This window comes from Paenibacillus sp. YSY-4.3, assembly GCF_054767475.1.
In genome coordinates, this window is sequence record NZ_BAABMC010000001.1 from 1160487 (window position 1) to 1178271 (window position 17785).

Annotated in this window: 16 protein-coding genes and 1 riboswitch; of the genes, 14 read left to right on the forward strand and 2 right to left on the reverse strand. The window is 50.9% G+C overall.

Going from position 1 to position 17785, the window contains the following annotated elements:
• Nucleotides 1–14 precede the first annotated feature (14 nt).
• Entirely contained in the window at nucleotides 15–800 is a 786-nt protein-coding gene (locus ACYUJT_RS05475) for an alpha/beta hydrolase (RefSeq protein ID WP_460319371.1), read from the reverse strand.
• Nucleotides 801–872: 72 nt separating this feature from the next.
• On the opposite strand from ACYUJT_RS05475, the gene ACYUJT_RS05480 reads away from it, so the two are divergent.
• Both ACYUJT_RS05480 and ACYUJT_RS05485 read left to right on the forward strand, forming a co-directional pair.
• Nucleotides 873–2180, forward strand: a complete 1308-nt coding sequence (locus ACYUJT_RS05480; protein WP_460319373.1) for an MFS transporter — start codon at nucleotides 873–875, stop codon at nucleotides 2178–2180.
• A gap of 97 nt (nucleotides 2181–2277) precedes the next feature.
• The gene (locus ACYUJT_RS05485) at nucleotides 2278–2415 is read left to right on the forward strand and encodes a hypothetical protein (protein ID WP_460319375.1); all 138 of its coding nucleotides are present in this window, start codon (nucleotides 2278–2280) and stop codon (nucleotides 2413–2415) included.
• 66 nt (nucleotides 2416–2481) lie between these two features.
• Here ACYUJT_RS05485 and ACYUJT_RS05490 read toward each other — a convergent pair whose 3' ends face one another.
• Entirely contained in the window at nucleotides 2482–2721 is a 240-nt protein-coding gene (locus ACYUJT_RS05490; protein ID WP_460319376.1) for a hypothetical protein, read from the reverse strand.
• A gap of 470 nt (nucleotides 2722–3191) precedes the next feature.
• On the opposite strand from ACYUJT_RS05490, the gene ACYUJT_RS05495 reads away from it, so the two are divergent.
• The 12 genes from ACYUJT_RS05495 (at nucleotide 3192) to ACYUJT_RS05550 (ending at nucleotide 17679) form a co-directional block, all read left to right on the forward strand.
• Nucleotides 3192–4028 (forward strand): hypothetical protein, encoded by an 837-nt coding sequence (locus ACYUJT_RS05495; RefSeq protein WP_460319378.1) that lies wholly within the window; start codon nucleotides 3192–3194, stop codon nucleotides 4026–4028.
• A 24-nt stretch (nucleotides 4029–4052) separates the two neighbouring features.
• Nucleotides 4053–4247, forward strand: coding sequence for a hypothetical protein (locus ACYUJT_RS05500; RefSeq protein WP_460319380.1), 195 nt, complete (start codon nucleotides 4053–4055; stop codon nucleotides 4245–4247).
• Nucleotides 4248–4398: 151 nt separating this feature from the next.
• Nucleotides 4399–5205 (forward strand): SDR family oxidoreductase, encoded by an 807-nt coding sequence (locus ACYUJT_RS05505; RefSeq protein ID WP_460319381.1) that lies wholly within the window; start codon nucleotides 4399–4401, stop codon nucleotides 5203–5205.
• A 153-nt stretch (nucleotides 5206–5358) separates the two neighbouring features.
• Nucleotides 5359–7872 carry an ATP-dependent helicase HrpB gene (hrpB, locus tag ACYUJT_RS05510; protein WP_460319383.1) on the forward strand — a complete coding sequence of 838 codons (2514 nt, stop codon included), beginning with the start codon at nucleotides 5359–5361 and terminating at the stop codon, nucleotides 7870–7872.
• A 254-nt stretch (nucleotides 7873–8126) separates the two neighbouring features.
• Entirely contained in the window at nucleotides 8127–9644 is a 1518-nt protein-coding gene (locus tag ACYUJT_RS05515) for a PTS transporter subunit EIIC (RefSeq protein WP_460319385.1), read from the forward strand.
• A 165-nt stretch (nucleotides 9645–9809) separates the two neighbouring features.
• Nucleotides 9810–10451 (forward strand): response regulator, encoded by a 642-nt coding sequence (locus tag ACYUJT_RS05520; RefSeq protein ID WP_460319386.1) that lies wholly within the window; start codon nucleotides 9810–9812, stop codon nucleotides 10449–10451.
• A gap of 196 nt (nucleotides 10452–10647) precedes the next feature.
• Entirely contained in the window at nucleotides 10648–11007 is a 360-nt protein-coding gene (locus tag ACYUJT_RS05525) for a helix-turn-helix transcriptional regulator (RefSeq protein ID WP_460319387.1), read from the forward strand.
• Nucleotides 11008–11103: 96 nt separating this feature from the next.
• Nucleotides 11104–11300, forward strand: a riboswitch (cobalamin riboswitch).
• A gap of 134 nt (nucleotides 11301–11434) precedes the next feature.
• On the forward strand, nucleotides 11435–13741 hold the full coding sequence (gene metE, locus ACYUJT_RS05530) for a 5-methyltetrahydropteroyltriglutamate--homocysteine S-methyltransferase (protein ID WP_460319389.1): 2307 nt from the start codon (nucleotides 11435–11437) through the stop codon (nucleotides 13739–13741).
• 140 nt (nucleotides 13742–13881) lie between these two features.
• Complete coding sequence (locus ACYUJT_RS05535; RefSeq protein WP_460319390.1) at nucleotides 13882–14595, forward strand: MgtC/SapB family protein; 714 nt, start codon at nucleotides 13882–13884, stop codon at nucleotides 14593–14595.
• 131 nt (nucleotides 14596–14726) lie between these two features.
• Nucleotides 14727–15422 (forward strand): response regulator transcription factor, encoded by a 696-nt coding sequence (locus tag ACYUJT_RS05540; protein WP_460319391.1) that lies wholly within the window; start codon nucleotides 14727–14729, stop codon nucleotides 15420–15422.
• On the forward strand, nucleotides 15412–16509 hold the full coding sequence (locus ACYUJT_RS05545; RefSeq protein ID WP_460319392.1) for a sensor histidine kinase: 1098 nt from the start codon (nucleotides 15412–15414) through the stop codon (nucleotides 16507–16509). The genes ACYUJT_RS05540 and ACYUJT_RS05545 overlap by 11 nt, the downstream gene beginning before the upstream one ends.
• A gap of 27 nt (nucleotides 16510–16536) precedes the next feature.
• Complete coding sequence (locus tag ACYUJT_RS05550; RefSeq protein WP_460319393.1) at nucleotides 16537–17679, forward strand: response regulator; 1143 nt, start codon at nucleotides 16537–16539, stop codon at nucleotides 17677–17679.
• Nucleotides 17680–17785: the final 106 nt, after the last annotated feature.

Sequence of the window (17785 nt, forward strand, 5' to 3'; positions counted from 1 at the left end):
ATATCTACCAGGAGTCAAGCCTTGTTCAATGGCAGCCAGGCCAAAACATCCTGAATGCGGGCGTCCCAGTAGGCCCAATCATGGTTCCCTGGCCCTTCCTCGTAGGTCAAATTGAAGCCCGAATCTCTGCACGCATCCCTGAAGCGAATGTTGTGCTCGTACAGGAAATCCTCGGTGCCGCAGCACTGGAACAGATGCGGGGCGGAAGCAGGATCTACCGTTTTAAGCAGATAAAACAGGTCATTCTCGGTGCCTTCGGGTCCGTCAGGTCCGAAAATTTGCTGATGAAGCGACTGATTGTTGATTTGGCGCCTGATTTCATCAATCCGGTTGACCGATACGTCCAATGCGCCGGACAGGCTCGCGGCCGCTGCGAATACGTCCGGTTTCCTCAAGGCCAGCTTGAACGCGCCGTAGCCGCCCATCGACAGACCGGCGACGAAGGTATCCTCACGGCGTTGGGACAAGGGAAAGAAGGAACGGCATATGTAAGGAAGCTCCTCGCTGATGAAAGTCCAGTATCTATTGCCGGCGGCCATGTCCGTATAGAAGCTGACATCGACTTGGGGCATGATGACTGCGAGTCCGAGCTCGGAAACGTAACGTTCTATCGATGTCCGGCGCAGCCAGATCGAATCGTCATCCGACAGGCCATGCAGCAAGTACAAGGTGGGAAAAGGGCCGGATACATCGCTGCCCCCCATACCGATTTGCGCTTTGGCAGGCTGCGGCAAAATGACCGTCATGGAAGTGGAGAGGCCCAGCACTTCAGAGAAAAAACGGCATTGGATTAAAGCCATGGCATTTGCTCCTTCTACAATTGTTATAAAAGAAATTATATCATTACCTAGCGGAATTCAGGCCATCGAAATATGGGTAAAGTGGTACAATGGAGTTGTCATGTTTATGTACCAGGGATTAAGGGATCAGGGAATTCAAGTCACAGAAGCAGAGGTGGTTGCATGGAAATCCCCTGGAGAAGAAATTTGGTTGTGCTTTGGGTCGGTGTATTTTTTTGCAGTACCGCTTATTCGATGGTCATCCCCTTCATGTCCTTATTCATTGCCCATGATTTAGGTATTACCAATCACTTAACGATTTGGTCCGGCTTTACGTTTGGCATCACATTTCTTGCGAGCGCGCTAATTGCTCCATTCTGGGGATCGTTATCCGACAAATACGGCCGTAAGCCGATGCTGCTTCGTGCCGGTTTTGCCCTATGTCTAGTCTATGTGCTGAATGCATTCGTCAGAAATCCGTTCGAGCTGGTCATCGTTCGTATTCTTACCGGTTTGCTCTCAGGTTATGTTCCGTCGGCGATCGCGCTGATCGCGACCAACACCCCGGAGAAGAAGGTGGGATACTGTCTCGGCATTATGTCCACAGCCGGGGCGGCAGGAGGGATTATCGGACCGCTGGTAGGAGGTTTTCTGAGCAAATTCGTCGGCTACCGGGAGTCCTTCCTTGTGGCTGGTGCTATCGTGCTCATTCCCACTTTGATCGCCTGGCTGTTCGTTCGGGAATACAATTTCGATAAAAACAAAGCCCGCTCCCGTGTCATTGACGATTTGCGTTCCGCTGCCGAGAATCGCCCGCTCATGCGGCATTTGACCGTCGTGCTCATCGTTACTGCTTCCGTTATGGTGCTTGAGCCGTTGCTATCGCTCTATGTGCTGCATCTGGGCGCCGCTGCTGCAGATGCTTCGTTCAGCTCGGGAATCATTTTCTCGGCAGTCGGGATTTCTACTGTTCTTGCCGCTCCGGTATGGGCAAAAATTGGAGAGCGGATCGGCTACCGGAATACACTGATGATCGGCCTGGTCGGCGGGGGACTTGGCAATATTCTGCAAATGTTCTTTCACGACATTTTCGGTTTTGGCACTCTGCGTTTCATCTACGGACTGTTTTTTGCCGCCGTATTTCCGGCCCTTAATGCGCTGATCGTCCAAACGACGGAGCCTGAATTCCGCGGCAGGGCATTCAGTCTCAACCAATCCGCGGCGCAGCTCGGCAATATGATGGGACCGATCGCTGGCGGAACGTTGGCGGGATGGATAGCGATTCCCATAGTGTTTGTGCTGAATGGACTGCTGCTTGTTGCGACAGCAGTGGCGCTAAAATTGAAACCGGGGTCGAAGACCATCCGCCTATCGGGTAAAAATTCATCTGCTGGCCAATAATACTGGGGTTTCATCCGTTCCATTTGGGTTAAATAACCAATAGGGATAGGGGAATATTTCCAGGGGGAAGTATAGCCTGAATAAAGGGGAGGAGGATATGGCGATCGACCGTTTTATTTTGAACAAGCTGCAAAGCTGTACTTATCAGCCGATGAGGCAAAATTTGATTCGTTTATTCTTGATACGCATCGAGATAGCTTGGCATGAAGAAGAGGCCCAAAAGCCGGCATGGTGACCGCCGCAGCTTTGGGCCTCTATTCTTCTATTAAAGAATGATCATAATTTACTGTTGGCGAAAATATTAATAGAGAGACAGCGCCAAGGAATCATATTCGCTTTTGCTGTGCAAAATTGCTTCCGAACCCTCGATTTCAATACTGATCAAGGAGTTCAGGCATTTCTTCAACGCCTGTTTACCATGATTGAATTTGTTCTCCAGCGCGCTGGTCAGCAGCTTGAGAGTCCGCTGAATCGGCTGTTTGCTATCAACATTGAAATATACTGGGATCTGATTATTCTGAAAGCTAATAAGTATTTTCATGTGAATCACCTCTTAATACAGTGGTTTCATAATACATATTGTAAAACAGAAAACTTAAAACTAGATTAAGAAAACATTATAATTTAATTAATCTTTGATGAGGAATGTAGAAAAATTAAATGGCTGTTATCTAGTTTTTTTCTATTTTAATTACGAAAAAGAGGCCCGAAAAGTTTCAAAATAGCGAAAAAGTTAAGCTCATTTTCCTATTTTTATGGGTATTATGCAATAGATTACCAAATTATTCCGAGCATAAATGATATAAATAGTGGTATGATAGTGATGAAGTTATTACAAAACTGTAAGGAGTGTTTCAAATTTTGGAAATAAGGGTTAATTATTTTGGTTAATGTTTATAGGTGTGATCAATATAATTAAGCCATTCAAACTAGTAATACTGTTTTCAATCGAGTTAGATAGAGAAAATAGGATTAACGAGTCATACCTGATATTGTTGAGGAGGTGGGCAGATGTTAATTGCGGATGCGTCCCAGAGTGAAATCGTAACACTGGAGTCCAAAGAACTGATCTATTTAACCGATCTGCTCGGAGCAGACCGTCTGCTGGGCAAGGAGGATCCATTTCGCGGCTTCTTGCTCAAGGAGATGGATGAGAATTGGGAGCATGTCCGGGAATCCTTAATTCAGAAAGGTTATTTAACGCCTCGGGGAAGCGAGGATATGCTGACCGTGCCTATGCCTGTTATGTCGAGGCTTGTGGCGGCGTCCCTCGCAGATAAGGCTTGTTGGCTGAGATATCGCACGGGTACCGAGACGCATGAACAATTTCTACATATTGCAGATGAATGCGTAGTCAAGGTGGAAAGATCAAAGGACAATCCGGCACTGCATCAGCTGGATGAAATAAGTGAGGTCAAGAACGTATGCGGGAGCCTGGCTGGCAAAATGATGTGGAATGCGCATTGCCCAGGGGAATTGCCTGCGCTGATGCTGTCCAAGCGGCAGTTTGGGGAAATCGTCCGGCAGCTCGATGAATTGGATATGGAGGATGTTATGGTAGAGCTGCTGAAGATCACCGATGATCAGGAAGGGGTTATTTCGCTGGCCAAATGCCTGAAGACTCATGTGGCGCAAGGAGACATTCGTTTCTTTGCATGGAATGGCGACCAATGGGAGTCCCAGCATGCGCAGTTCATCAACAACCATTCAATCAATTGGCTGTTCCGTTCCAGCACGAAGGCAGAGGAAGACTGGCTAATTGCTACCCCGACGCAGAAGGACCAATTTCAGGAGATGCTTCTACACTGGTTCAGGGAGCCGTGTGAGCAAGTTGAAGGCAGGCAGTAGTCTACGATGTGAGAGAGGGAGTTTATGAGCAGGGTAGATGATGAAATCATGGAGCTGAGAGAGCGGATCGTCCGTTTGGAGGAGCAGGTCAGGCAATATCAAGAAGCGCCTGCGCGAGGCGGCTATGTACGGTGGTTCCTTACCGGCTTTCTTGTAGTGATCGGACTGATGGCCGCTGGGCTCGTTTCTCTTGTCGTTATTCAATTTGCATTTTGGTAAAATTTATGTCGTTTCAATATATTTTTGCTTGTCCAGTGGTTAAATCACCCCCTGAATTGGGTAATCTTGAAACAGAAGGCAAGGCGGAGGAACATATAGCGCAGCTTGCCTCGCCGAATGAACCCAAAATTCTGGTAGGAGTGTGACCTTCATGACGGATAAGCAGGGTAATCGACTTCGGTTTCAAGGGAAAACCGCGATTGTTACGGGGGCCGGCTCCGGGATCGGCAAGGCAACCGCCATCAAGCTGGCGAAGGAAGGCGCAAAAGTCGCGCTGTTTGATTTAATAGATGACCGCACGCGCAGCACCGAGCACCAGATTAATGAAATCTATCGGGGCGTGTCGCGTTCGTTTGACGTCGACGTATCGGATCCTGTTAGAATGGAGCAGGCCGTCAAGGAAGCGGCGGATCATTTCGGACGCATTGATATCGTGTTTGCCAATGCCGGCATTAACGGTACGCTGGCTCCCGTAGAAGAAATGTCTTTCGAAGATTGGCAGCGCACACTCGGAGTCAATTTGAACGGGACGTTTCTAACGGTGAAGCATGCTGTTCCATTTTTGAAAAAGCAGGGCGGGGGCAGCATTATCATTACGAGCTCAATCAACGGGAATGACCGCTTTTCCGGATTCGGCATGTCGGCTTACAGCACGACGAAGGCCGGTCAGGTGGCATTTGCCAAAATGCTGGCCTTGGAGCTTGCCAAGTTTAAAATTCGTGTTAATGTCATTTGTCCTGGCGCCATCTCGACGAATATCGATTCTTCTTCTGAGGTCAGTGAGGAACTGGGCGAAATTATCATTCCGGTTGAATACCCGGAAGGTTCGCAGCCGCTCGCGGAAGGTCCTGGACAGCCGGAGAACGTGGCGGATTTGGTGGCGTTTCTCGCTTCCGATGAATCCGTGCACATTACCGGTGCCCGCATCGTGATCGATGGGGCCGAATCTCTGCTGTAATTTTCGTTTGATCCATAGGGCGTATACATGAACAAGAAAGCCCCGTCCCGATTCGTGCACTCTATTCGGGACGGGGCTCTGTGCTGCCCGTAGGACAAGTGACGCCCGTATGGTAAAATGCTAACAGCACTTTGTATCGTGAAGGAGAAGAGAATGACGAGGCTTCCTATTGATGAGGTAATTCCGGAGCTTAAGTCGAGCTTGCACTCAGCGGGAACGGCCATTTTGCTCGCGGAGCCGGGAGCGGGCAAGACGACGCGCACGCCGCTTGAGCTGCTTCATGAGCCTTGGCTGGAGGGTCAGGGTATCGTTATGCTGGAGCCAAGGCGGCTTGCCGCCCGTTCGGCGGCGATTTATATGGCCGCACAGCTTGGCGAGCCCGTTGGGCAAACGGTAGGCTACCGGACGAGAACTGACAGCAAAGCATCGAACCGGACAAGAATTACGGTTGTGACAGAAGGCATTCTGACGCGGATGCTGCAGCATGACCCGGCCTTGATGGGAATCGGGCTGATTATTTTTGATGAGTTCCACGAGAGGAATTTGCATGGCGACATCGGTCTCGCCTTAGCGCTGCAGAGCCGCGAGCTGCTTCGGGACGATCTGCGGCTCTTGATTATGTCGGCTACGCTGAATCCCGAGCCGTTGATCGAGCTGCTTGGCGGCGCGTCCGTCATCCGCAGCCAGGGGCGGGCGTACCCGGTAGAGACCAGGTACGCGGCAGGGCCATTAGGCCAAGCTCCCATGGAGCAGGCGGTGGCGCGATCGGTACGCGTCGCGCTTGAGCAGCATGACGGGAGCTTGCTTGTGTTTTTGCCCGGCGCACGGGAAATTCGCCGGGTGGAGCGGGCGCTGGCATCTGCGGTGCCTAGCGATGTGCTCTTGGCGCCGCTATACGGCGCGCTGTCTGCGGAGCAGCAGCAGCGGGCGATAGCGGCAGCGCCGCCGGGCAAGCGCAAGGTGGTGCTAGCCACGTCGATCGCTGAGTCAAGCCTGACGATCGAGGGCGTGACGGTGGTGATCGACAGCGGCTTGCGGCGTACGGCGCTGTTCTCCCCGCGCACTGGCATGAGCCGGCTCGTAACCGTGCGCGCGGCCCGGGACTCCGCTGACCAGCGGCGGGGGCGCGCCGGACGGACCGCGCCCGGCGTATGCTACCGCCTCTGGAGCGAAGCGGAGGACCGGATGCTGCCCGAGCGCACTGCGCCGGAAATGCTCGAGGCGGATCTGACGCCGCTCGCCCTAGAGCTGGCGGCATGGGGGGCGGGCTCGCCAGCGGAGCTCGCTTGGCTTGATCCGCCGCCTGCGGCGCCTTATCGGCAGGCCGTGCGGCTGCTGCAGCAGCTCGGAGCGCTTGACGGCGAAGGGCGCATTACCGGGCATGGCCGCAGGATGGCCGAGCTTGGGCTGCATCCGCGTCTTGCGCATATGCTGCTGAAGGCGGCGGATTTGGGGCTGGGCCGGCCAGCCTGCCGCCTGGCCGCGCTTCTAGAGGAGCGCGACTTATTCAGGGGGGCCGCTGGAGCTGGAGAAGACAACGATATCCGCAGCCGGCTGGCTCTGCTGATGGGAAAAGGCAGTTTTTCCCGGAACACAGGAGATCCGGCGATTCAGGTGGAAGATCGCGATATTCAGCGATTGGTAGCCATGAGCGCCCAATATGAGCGTAGGCTTGGAATCAAGGAGTTAGAGCGAGCGGGCGATGAGCAATGGTTTGATGCTTGCGGCACACTCGTGTCGTTTGCTTATCCGGATCGCATCGCCAAACGCAGAGCTGACGGAAGATATTTGCTGCGCAACGGCCGCGGCGCGGTTTTCGCCAGGAAGCAGCATCTTGGGGAATCCCCATACCTTGCGATAGCGGAAATCGACGATGAAGGGACGGAGGGGCGGATTTTATTGGCCGCTCCCTTAGAACGGGATGACTTAACGCAGTATTACGGCGAGCATATCCAGGAAGAGAGACAGGCAGAGTGGGATGAAGCAGCAGGGACTGTCAGGGTTCGCCTGCGGGAGACGCTTGGTGCGATTGTGTTTCGGGAGCAGCCGGTACAGCCTGTGGCCGAGGATTTTACGAAGGCGCTGCTGCATGCCGTGTCGACACTGGGCGTGGAGATACTGCCTTGGAATGATAAAGCAAGGCAGCTGCAGGCCCGTATCGGATTTCTCCGCAAGCTGAGCGCGCGCTGGCCGGATTTCTCCGACGATGCTTTGGCTGAATCCGCGGGAGGGTGGTTAGCACCTTATATCGCCAACTTTCGTAAACGAGCGGACTTGCAGTCCCTGTCTCTGGCGATGATTTTCGAAAATGAGCTGGGATGGGAGCTCAAGCAGGAATTGAATGCGCAGGCGCCAACGCATTTGACAGTTCCCAGCGGCTCTCGAATCCAGATCCATTATGATCAGGGAGAGCCGTATGCCGCAGTTCGCCTGCAGGAACTGTTTGGCATGATGGACACGCCGCGCATCGGCTACGGGAATGTTCCGGTTATCATGCATTTGCTGTCTCCCGCTCGGCGTCCCGTACAGGTTACCGCCGATTTGCGGAGTTTTTGGTACAACGCTTATTTTGAGGTGAAGAAGGATTTGAAGGGCCGTTATCCGAAGCATTATTGGCCGGATGATCCGCTTCAGGCGACGGCAACGAATAGAGTGCGGCCGAAATGAACCGCATAGGTTACGATGGTTTATATGATTAGAAGCTTGGAGCCCGAGAGCTTCCGAATAAGAGTCGGATGCTCTCGGGCTCTTTTTTGTGTTGTGCGATTTTGGCCACCCGCAAGTTTGCGGTATGCGCAGAAATGTTTCAATGACAAGCATAAGGTGGGATTAGTTCTTATAAGCAGGTAGAGACATATAGATTTAATTGAAAGCGGTTTCGAATAACTGATGAATAATGATGTAGAAAGGAAGAGGATCGCATGTTGGCATTCCTGCAAAGAATCGGTAAATCGTTGATGCTTCCGGTGGCTACATTACCGGCGGCAGCTATATTGATGCGCTTTGGCAATATCGACTACATCAAGGATTTCCATTTCGGAGAAGGCATAGGGGGCTTTCTGAACAAGTATATCGCTCCATTTCTGGATGCCGGCGGAACGACTATATTTGATAATTTGCCGCTTATTTTTGCGGTAGGCGTTGCGATTGGTCTGGCCGGGGATGCGGTGGCCGCCCTTTCGGCGGTCATCGGATATATTATTTTGCTAAGGGTGCTCGAGGTAGTGCCCGGCGTGTTCACAGGGCTGATCGCCGAAGGAACCGTTCTCAACATGGGGGTGCTTGGCGGCATTATCGTCGGGTCGATTTCTGCGTATTTGTATCATCGGTTTCATAATATCAAGCTGCCGGATTGGCTAGGGTTCTTTGGGGGAAAAAGATTTGTGCCGATGGTCACGGCGTTTACGATGGTGCTGGTCGGACTTATATTTGGTCTCATTTGGGCTCCAATCCAGGAGGCCCTCGACGTGTTTGGAAATTGGGTGACGAGCCTAGGGGGCGTCGGTTCCGCAATTCATATCATTTCGAATCGCCTGTTGATTCCGTTTGGACTGCATCACATCCTCAACACGATCGTGTGGTTCCAAATCGGCAGCTTCACCGATGCTGCCGGCACTGTGATTCACGGCGATTTGTACCGGTTCTTTGCGGGAGATTCCTCCGCAGGCATGTTCATGACGGGCTTCTTCCCGATCATGATGTTCGGCCTTCCGGCCGCGGCCCTCGCTATTGTGCACACAGCGAAGCCGGAGCGCCGCAAAACGGTCGGTTCGATCTTCATTGGGGCGGCGTTCGCATCCTTCTTGACGGGAATCACCGAGCCGCTGGAGTTTGCCTTCATGTTCGTGGCTCCCGTGTTATATGTAGTTCATGCGGTGCTTAGCGGAATATCCGCTTATGTGACTTATGTGCTCGGTATGAAGCTCGGCTTCGGCTTCTCCGCCGGCTTTATCGATTATGCGATCAATTATCAGCTTTCGACGAAGCCGCTGCTGCTGATTCCAGTCGGGCTTGTCTTTGCGTTTCTGTATTACGTATTATTCCGCGTCCTCATCGTAGCGCTGAAGCTAAAAACGCCAGGCCGAGAAGATGAGCCTGACGAGTTGGATAATGAGGATGGCCAAGGGCTTGCCGGCCCGAGTCAGCAGGATGGATTGAGCGGCAGCGCCTCGAGCGAGGCAGGCCAAGCGAAGCCACAGGCAGATACTCGCGCCGCTAAAATTTTGCGGCAAATCGGCGGTCCTGACAACGTTAAATCTGTAGATGCTTGCATAACCCGGCTGCGCCTCATTGTCAAAGACGATAAGTTCGTCCATGACGCGGCATTGAAGCAGCTGGGCGCTGCGGGAATCATCCGGCTGGGTCAAGGCGCGGTGCAGATCGTGTTCGGGCCGCAATCCGAATCGATCAAAGATGAAATCATGGAGTTGATGAAGTAAGAAACGGGAAAGGTCAGAATACCAGGCAGGGTTAGCGGGGCGATTGTTTTCGCCCTGCTTTTTACTTTGCCGCAAAGGCTTGCCAGGCCCAAGGCCTATGGCGTATATTCGGTGGAGTATGCCAGCAAAACCACATATATCATTTTCATGAAGGAGATTGGGGCTATGAAGGTAAGAGTGTTAGTCGTTGACGATCATCCCCATGCCCGAGAGGCCATCGGCGAAATATTATCGGATGACGACAGCTTTGAAATAATCGGGTATGCCGAGAATGGAGACGAAGCCCTGCTGCAGACGGAGCTGTGGATGCCCGATCTTATTTTGATGGATATTCATATGCCGGGGAAAGACGGTTTGGAAACGACGAGGGAGATCAAGCTGAAGTATCCTTATGTCAAAATCGTGTTGATTACCGTCTCCGATGATGCGGCTCATCTGTTTGAAGCGCTGAAGCAAGGAGCACAGGGCTATTTGTTGAAGAACTTGGAGCCGGGCACCTGGCTGCAATATTTACGGGCGGTCGCTAGCGATGAAGCTCCGCTGTCCAGCGAGCTGGCTTTTCGGATTCTTCAGGAATTTCCGCTATCGAAGAAAAATAAAAGTGATGATCACCCGCTTACGAGCCGGGAGCGCGAGATTTTGGATTGGGTCGCCAAAGGGATGACCAACCGGGAAATCGCTAAGGAGCTGCAAATTTCCGATCAAACGGTCAAAAACCACTTGAAAAATATATTGCAAAAATTGCATTTGGAAAATCGTGTGCAATTGACGAGATACGCTTTGGAGCAAGGCTGGGTCGAACGTTAACTTCTAATGATCATATTTCAATATATGAAAAATTCACAACAATAAAGCCCAAAAACCTCTCTTGCTCCTATCTGCAAATCCTACTCATTTCTACGTACTTAGTAAACTATGTATATGTAATAAAGAGCAATATAGACAGCTGTTGTGAAAAATTCATAGCTATTCTATACTTTAGGAAAGAGCAGGAGGCGGGACGATGGCTTTTATGATTGCACAGCGAGCTTACATTAAGCTCTATTTGATTTCGATGGTTGAGCAGAGAAGGGGCTACGGCTACCAAATGCTCGAAGAGTTGAAGGAGGAATTCAAGCCGTTCGGCTATGTTCCCCCGCAGAGCGAAATTTATCGGGCCCTTCATGAGTTGGTACAGGAGGGGGTACTGTACCGTACAAAGCATCTGAAAGGGAATGATCCCAGCGTAGATTTCCAGGAAATTGTGCTCTATCATTTCACCGATGAAGGGCATGAGAAGGCAGAGCTATATAAGAAGCAGGTAAAGATCGACTTAGACCGCTGCATTGGCATGCTGAATAAGGCCGTTGCTGATAATTATTGATTTTTGTGCATAATTATTGCATTTTTATTCAAGGACTAATCCGATTTGTATTGTATTATTTGACAACATGAAGTAACATAAATTTTATATTTATAACCGAATATTTTGGGAACAGGTGCTTTAATCGCCGTCGATTGAAGCTTAAAAGGGAAGTCCGGTGCAATGCCGGCGCGGTCCCGCCACTGTAACAGAGGAGCTGGAAGCGTTCATGCCACTGATGATCCGTCATCGGGAAGGCAGCTGTCCAGTTGTGATTCTGAAGCCAGGAGACCTGCCTGTTCTGTCAACACTGCTGTACCTACGGGAGATAGGGAGGTGTTAAAGATTTGAACCATCGCGCAGCATGACGAGGTCCTCTTTAGCCATTCCAGCTATAGGGGGCCCTTTTTGTTATTGGAAAGACACATACACTGGGGAGGAATTATTAATGAGTCATACGGTAAAAAGCGGAAATTTAGGTTATCCGAGAATCGGCGGGCAACGGGAATGGAAGAAAGCGATTGAAGCCTACTGGTCTGGCAAGCTGAACGAGCAGCAACTGCACGAGCAGTTGACGGAGATCCGGCTTCATAATTTGCGGCAGCAGCGGGATCAGGGCATCGAAATTATCCCTGTAGGCGATTTTACGTACTATGACCATGTCCTCGATATGGCTGTTATGTTCGGACTTGTTCCGGAGCGGTTCTCCTATAGCGGCGGAGAGGTATCGCTTGATACGTACTATGCGATTGCCCGGGGGAATAAAGAAGCGCCGGCGAGTGAAATGACGAAATGGTTCAACACGAACTATCATTATATTGTTCCGGAGCTTGGGAGCAGAAAACCGCAGCTAACGACAAACCGTCCGCTGGCTGCTTACCAGGAAGCGAAAGAGCAGCTGGGCATCGAAGGAAGACCCGTGCTGATCGGGCTGTATTCTTTCCTCAAGCTGTCAAAAGGGTTTAATGAAGCAACAGAGTGGGATCATTGGGTGGAGCAGCTGCTGCCGCTATATGTTCAAGTGCTTAAAGAGCTGGTTGCTGAAGGCGTAACCTGGGTTCAAGTGGATGAACCGTCCTTGGTGACCTCTGTATCCGCCGAGGATATGACGCGGGTTAGAAACATTTACGAAACGATTCAGCGCGAGGCTCCGGAAATTTCCGTTCTACTGCAGACATATTTCGAAGCGGTTGACCGTTATGAGGAAGTCGTATCCTTGCCTGTAGCAGGCATCGGCCTTGACTTCATTCATGGCGCAGACGGCAACCTGGCTGCCCTTCGCAAGTTTGGATTCCCGGCAGGCAAGACGCTGGGAGCGGGAATCGTCGATGGCCGCAATATATGGCGCACGGATTTGTATCGCCAGGAGCAGCAACTGAAGGAGATCCTGGAACTTACTTCCGGTGCCGAGGTAATCGTGCAGCCGTCCTGCAGTCTTCTGCATGTACCGGTGTCGGCTAAGCAGGAGCAGGCGCTGGTGACGGTGCTTCGCGACGCTTTGTCCTTTGCCGAAGAGAAGCTGGATGAGGTCGTGGCATTGAGCGCTGCGGTTAATAAAGGCATTGACAGTGTGAAGAGTATATTCGAAAGCAATCGCCTCGCGCTTGATAATCTAGCCCAGGATCCCGCACGCAACCGGGCAAACGTAGCGGCAGCGGTAGAGAAGATCGCCGCCGAGCCGGCAACGCGAGCAAGCGAGTTCGCAACTCGCCGCAAGAAGCAAAAAGAAAAATGGCATTTGCCGCTGCTTCCGACAACGACAATCGGCAGCTTCCCGCAGACGGCAGAGGTTCGCTCCGCCCGTCAGAAATGGCGTAAGGGAGAATGGAGCCAGGAGCAATATGATGCATTCATTAATGAGCATATTCAGCAATGGATTTCTCTTCAGGAGGAAATCGGCATCGACGTGCTCGTACACGGCGAATTTGAGCGTACGGACATGGTGGAATTCTTCGGCGAGAAGCTGCCGGGATTCGCCTTTACGAATGGCGGCTGGGTTCAATCCTACGGAACGCGCTGCGTGAAGCCGCCGGTTATATATGGGGATGTCGATTTCGACCAGCCGATGACGGTGAAGGAGACGGAATATGCGCAGTCTCTTACGAACAAGCCGGTCAAGGGAATGCTGACTGGGCCAATCACGATTCTGAATTGGTCCTTCGTGCGCAGCGATTTATCACGTGAGCAAGTCGCTTATCAAATCGCGCTAGCCCTGCGTAAAGAGGTAGAGGCGCTGGAGCAGGCAGGGGTTGAAATGATTCAGGTTGACGAACCTGCGCTGCGCGAAGGCTTGCCGCTGAAGCGCCAAGACTGGGCGGGGTATCTGGACTGGTCCGTCAAAGCGTTCCGCGTCACAACTTCGACTGTGCGGGATACGACGCAAATCCATACCCATATGTGCTATTGCGAGTTCCATGATATCATCGATTCCATTCGCGCCCTGGATGCGGATGTCATCTCCATTGAAACTTCGCGCAGCCATGGCGAACTAGTTCATAGCTTTGAAGAGCACACGTACGATCTGGGCATCGGCTTAGGCGTATATGATATTCACAGTCCGCGGGTACCGTCGGTTGAGGAGATGACCTCCATGATCGACCGTGCGCTTCAAGTGCTTGATCCTGAGCTGTTCTGGATCAATCCGGACTGCGGCCTGAAGACGCGGGGAGTGGATGAGACCGTGAAATCGTTGAAGAACATGGTCCTGGCCGCAAATCAATACCGCGCTAAAGAGTCGCTAATCGGCGCCAAGTAATCCGCTGATCTTTATAATAATAGTAAACAATAAGGCTACCCTGAATAGGTTATAAGATAACCTGAGGGGTAGTCTTATTTTGATTGCATAAACATGGCAGTTCCACTTATACTCACTCTATACGCAGGAGGAGATCAAGAATGTTAATGGAATGGGAAATTATAATGAAGCTGTTTATCGCGCTTCTGTTCGGCTTGTTCATCGGCATCGACCGTCAGCTAAAGCAGAAACCGCTGGGCATTAAGACGAGCATGGTCATTTGTATTGCCAGCTGTCTGGTGACCATCGTATCGATTCAATCGTTTGCCAAATTCGCCGGCCCCGATCATCCGAATATGGATCCGATGCGATTAGCAGCGCAAATCGTTAGCGGCATCGGTTTTTTGGGTGCCGGGGTTATTTTACGGAGAAGCAATGAGGGAATTTCCGGGCTTACGTCAGCAGCGATGATCTGGGCGGCATCAGGCATTGGAATCGCCATCGGTGCCGGATTTTATCTTGAGGCGGCGCTGGCGGTCGTGCTGCTCATTTTGGCGGTGAACTTCATCCCTTATATGATCAAGTGGCTCGGCCCTTATAAATTGAATCAACGCGACGTTTCCGTCAAAATCGTGATGGAGGATCAAGGCAATGTCACGAACCTGATCCGCATTATTGAGGGCAAGGATGAGAAGGGAACGGCTGCGAAATGGAACCGCCATCGCATACGCCGTTTGAAAATAAAGGATTTGGAGGAAGGGCGGCAGCGTATTGATATGGTAATCTCGGCCTCCGAACGCGAATACACGCCTGAAATATACCATTTCGTACGTCAAATCGATCATGTCGTTAGCGTTGAAGTAGAAAATTTGTAGTGCCTGTAACTTTCCAATAGATCCGTCCGTTTTTAAGATAATCAGAAAGTTATTCATATTAGGCGATTGGGTCATGGTATGATAGAACTAACCTATCTTTAGAATAATCACCCCAAAGGATGGATTATTGGATGAGCAAACAAATTTTAATTGTAGATGATGATGAGAAGATCGCGAAGCTGATCGAGATATATTTACTGAATGAAGGCTATTCGGTATTTAAGGCAGACAATGGACCGGAGGCCCTTGACATTGTGGAGAGTGACCCCATAGATCTGGTTATCCTGGACATCATGATGCCGGGCATGGACGGAATTACTGTTTGCATGAAAATTAGGGAGACGCGAACGACGCCGATATTGATGCTGAGCGCCAAGGACGGGGATATGGACAAAATAACGGGCCTTATGACCGGGGCTGACGATTATATGGTGAAGCCGTTCAACCCCCTAGAGCTGATTGCCCGGATCAAATCGCTGCTGCGCCGCTCCTCATACAGCATGCAGCCTGCACAGCCTCCGCAGGATCACATTATTAATTTGGGTTCCCTGCAAATCGACAAGGAGACACATACGGCAACGGTCGATGGCCGGGCAGTCAAGCTGACACCGATCGAATTCAATATATTGTTCCTGCTGGCCAGTCATCCTGGGCGGGTATTCGGTTCGGAGGAGATATTCGAGCTAATTTGGAAGGACAAGTATTTCGAGAGCAACAACTCGGTCACCGTTCATATCAGCCGGCTGAGGGATAAGCTGGAGAAAGAAATGGACGGCGAAAAGTTGATTCGCACCGTATGGGGGGTTGGCTACAAAATTGAAAGCTAGCCTCAGATTTCTGACGTGGCTGCTATGGACTGTCGTTACTTCCATCGCTGCCTTACTTATTTTAGTGCTGGTAGCGAAGCTGTTCTACGTCCTATTCCCGTCGGTAACCATTGGGTTTGTCCTTAGCTGGATTAACCGGAATATCGGCTATCCTGATGCTTATTATATTACAGGCGTTCCGATCCTGCTTCTCTTTGCACTCTATTTCTACCGGCGAAGTATTCGCCGTCATGAGGAGAAGTATTTGGCGCTTCTGATCGAAGAGGTCCACCGTATCGAGGAGGGGACCACACATAAAATCCCTATTGAGAATGTCGGAAAGTTAGGGCAGCTGGCGACGGACATCAACCGGATGGTCGATCGCTTGCGAACGTCTATGGAGGAGGAGAGACGGGCGGAGCAGACGAAGAATGAGCTTATTACGAACGTATCTCATGATTTGCGCACGCCGCTGACCTCGATTACCGGATATTTGGGATTGATTGAACAGGATAGGTACAAGGATGAGGTAGAGCTTCGTTATTACGTCGGTATGGCCTATGAAGAATCGCTGCGCCTGAAGCAGTTGCTTCAGGACTTGTTTGAGTTTACAAGATTGCAGAACAAAGAAATGAAGCTGTACAAAAGCCGGATCAATTTGGTGGAAATGCTCCATCAAATTTCGGCGCATTTCGGCTGGCAGCTGCAGGAGAGCAACATGGAGTGCCGGCTCTGCTTCGGAGAGCAGCAGCTCTTGGTTATTGCCGATGGCGACAAGCTGCGAAGGGTATATGAGAATTTGATCGCCAATGCGATCCGCTATGGCAGTGACGGGAAATATATCGATATCCGCGGCAGAGTGGAAGGAGATCAAGTGATTACCGAAGTGATTAACTACGGCGAGCCGATTCCGAAAGCCGATCTTCCACACCTGTTCGACCGGTTCTACCGGGTTGAGAAGTCGCGTGCTACGAACACGGGAGGCTCCGGCATTGGTCTAGCTATCGCTAAACACATCGTCGATCTTCATCAAGGTGAAATCTTTGCGGACAGCGATGGGGATCGGACTGCATTTACCGTCAAGTTATCAAGGAAGTCAAAGCCTTAAGCAATGTTGTCGAAGGAGCATATTACGATGAAGGTAATCTTGGTAGATGATGAAAGACTCGCCTTGGACTATTTGGAGCGTCAGCTGATTAAGCTTGATAAAGTAGAAGTTCTGGGCAAGTATACCAATCCTTTCGTAGGTAAAGAGCAAATTTTGCAGCAGCACGTAGACGTTATTTTCCTCGATATCAGCCTGCCTGAAATCAACGGGATCGAGCTGGCGGAACAAATCTTGGAGAAGAAGCCGGACATTCATATCGTATTTGTGACTGCCTATAATGAGCATGCCGTTAAAGCATTCGAACTGAATGCCTTGGATTATATTGTCAAACCGATCATTGCCGAACGTTTAGCTATCACGATGGAACGCCTCAGGTCGCGGATGGAACTGGCCTCCAAACATAAGGAAGTTTCGCCGAAAGACGAGCTTATCCGGCTGAACGTTTTGAAGCAGGTCACGATCGAAACCTCGCCCGGGCAATTCTCCATCATGCAATGGCGGACCTCCAAGGCGCAGGAATTGTTTCTATACTTGCTTCAGCATCGCGGGCAATTGGTGCGGAAGTCATCACTGATCGATTTGCTCTGGCCCGAGTATGAGGTGGACAAGGTCTACTCCCAGCTATACACCGCAGTTTATCATATTCGTAAAACGCTGGATCCGTTCGGAGAGCGATTTCAAATCGCCAACGCAACCGAAGGCTACATTCTCAAAATCCATAATGTCGTGCTCGACGTGGAAGAGTGGGAGTCAAAGCTTGCATCTCTCTTTCCCCCGACTTCAGAACGTATGGGTCAATGCTCTGAAGCCATAAGGCTGTATACGGGTCATTATTTGCAAGAACAAGACTACTGGTGGGCAGAGAGTGAACGCCAGCGGCTAAAGGAGCTTTGGCTCGAGGCCTCATATGCAGTAGCTGCCCTGTATGAAAACGAGGGATTCCTTGATCAGGCGGTAAATAGCTATAGTGCTATTTGCAGGCAGCATTCTCTGGAGGAAGACGCATATTTAGCTCTTATGAAGCTTCACGATTCCATGAAACATCCCCATTTGGTCGAGCGGGAATATGAACTGCTTACTCAGATTTTCCACGAAGAATTGAATGAGGAGCCAAGCCCTCACATTATCGAATGGTATAAGCAATGGAAGAAGAATATGATTCAGCTATAGACATGATTACAGTCGCCGATGTGCGGCTTTTTTTGTTGTGCGGGCCTTTTCTCAATTGTTTAGAAATTGTATAGGACACTTATCTATGATGGAGACAAGAATCTTT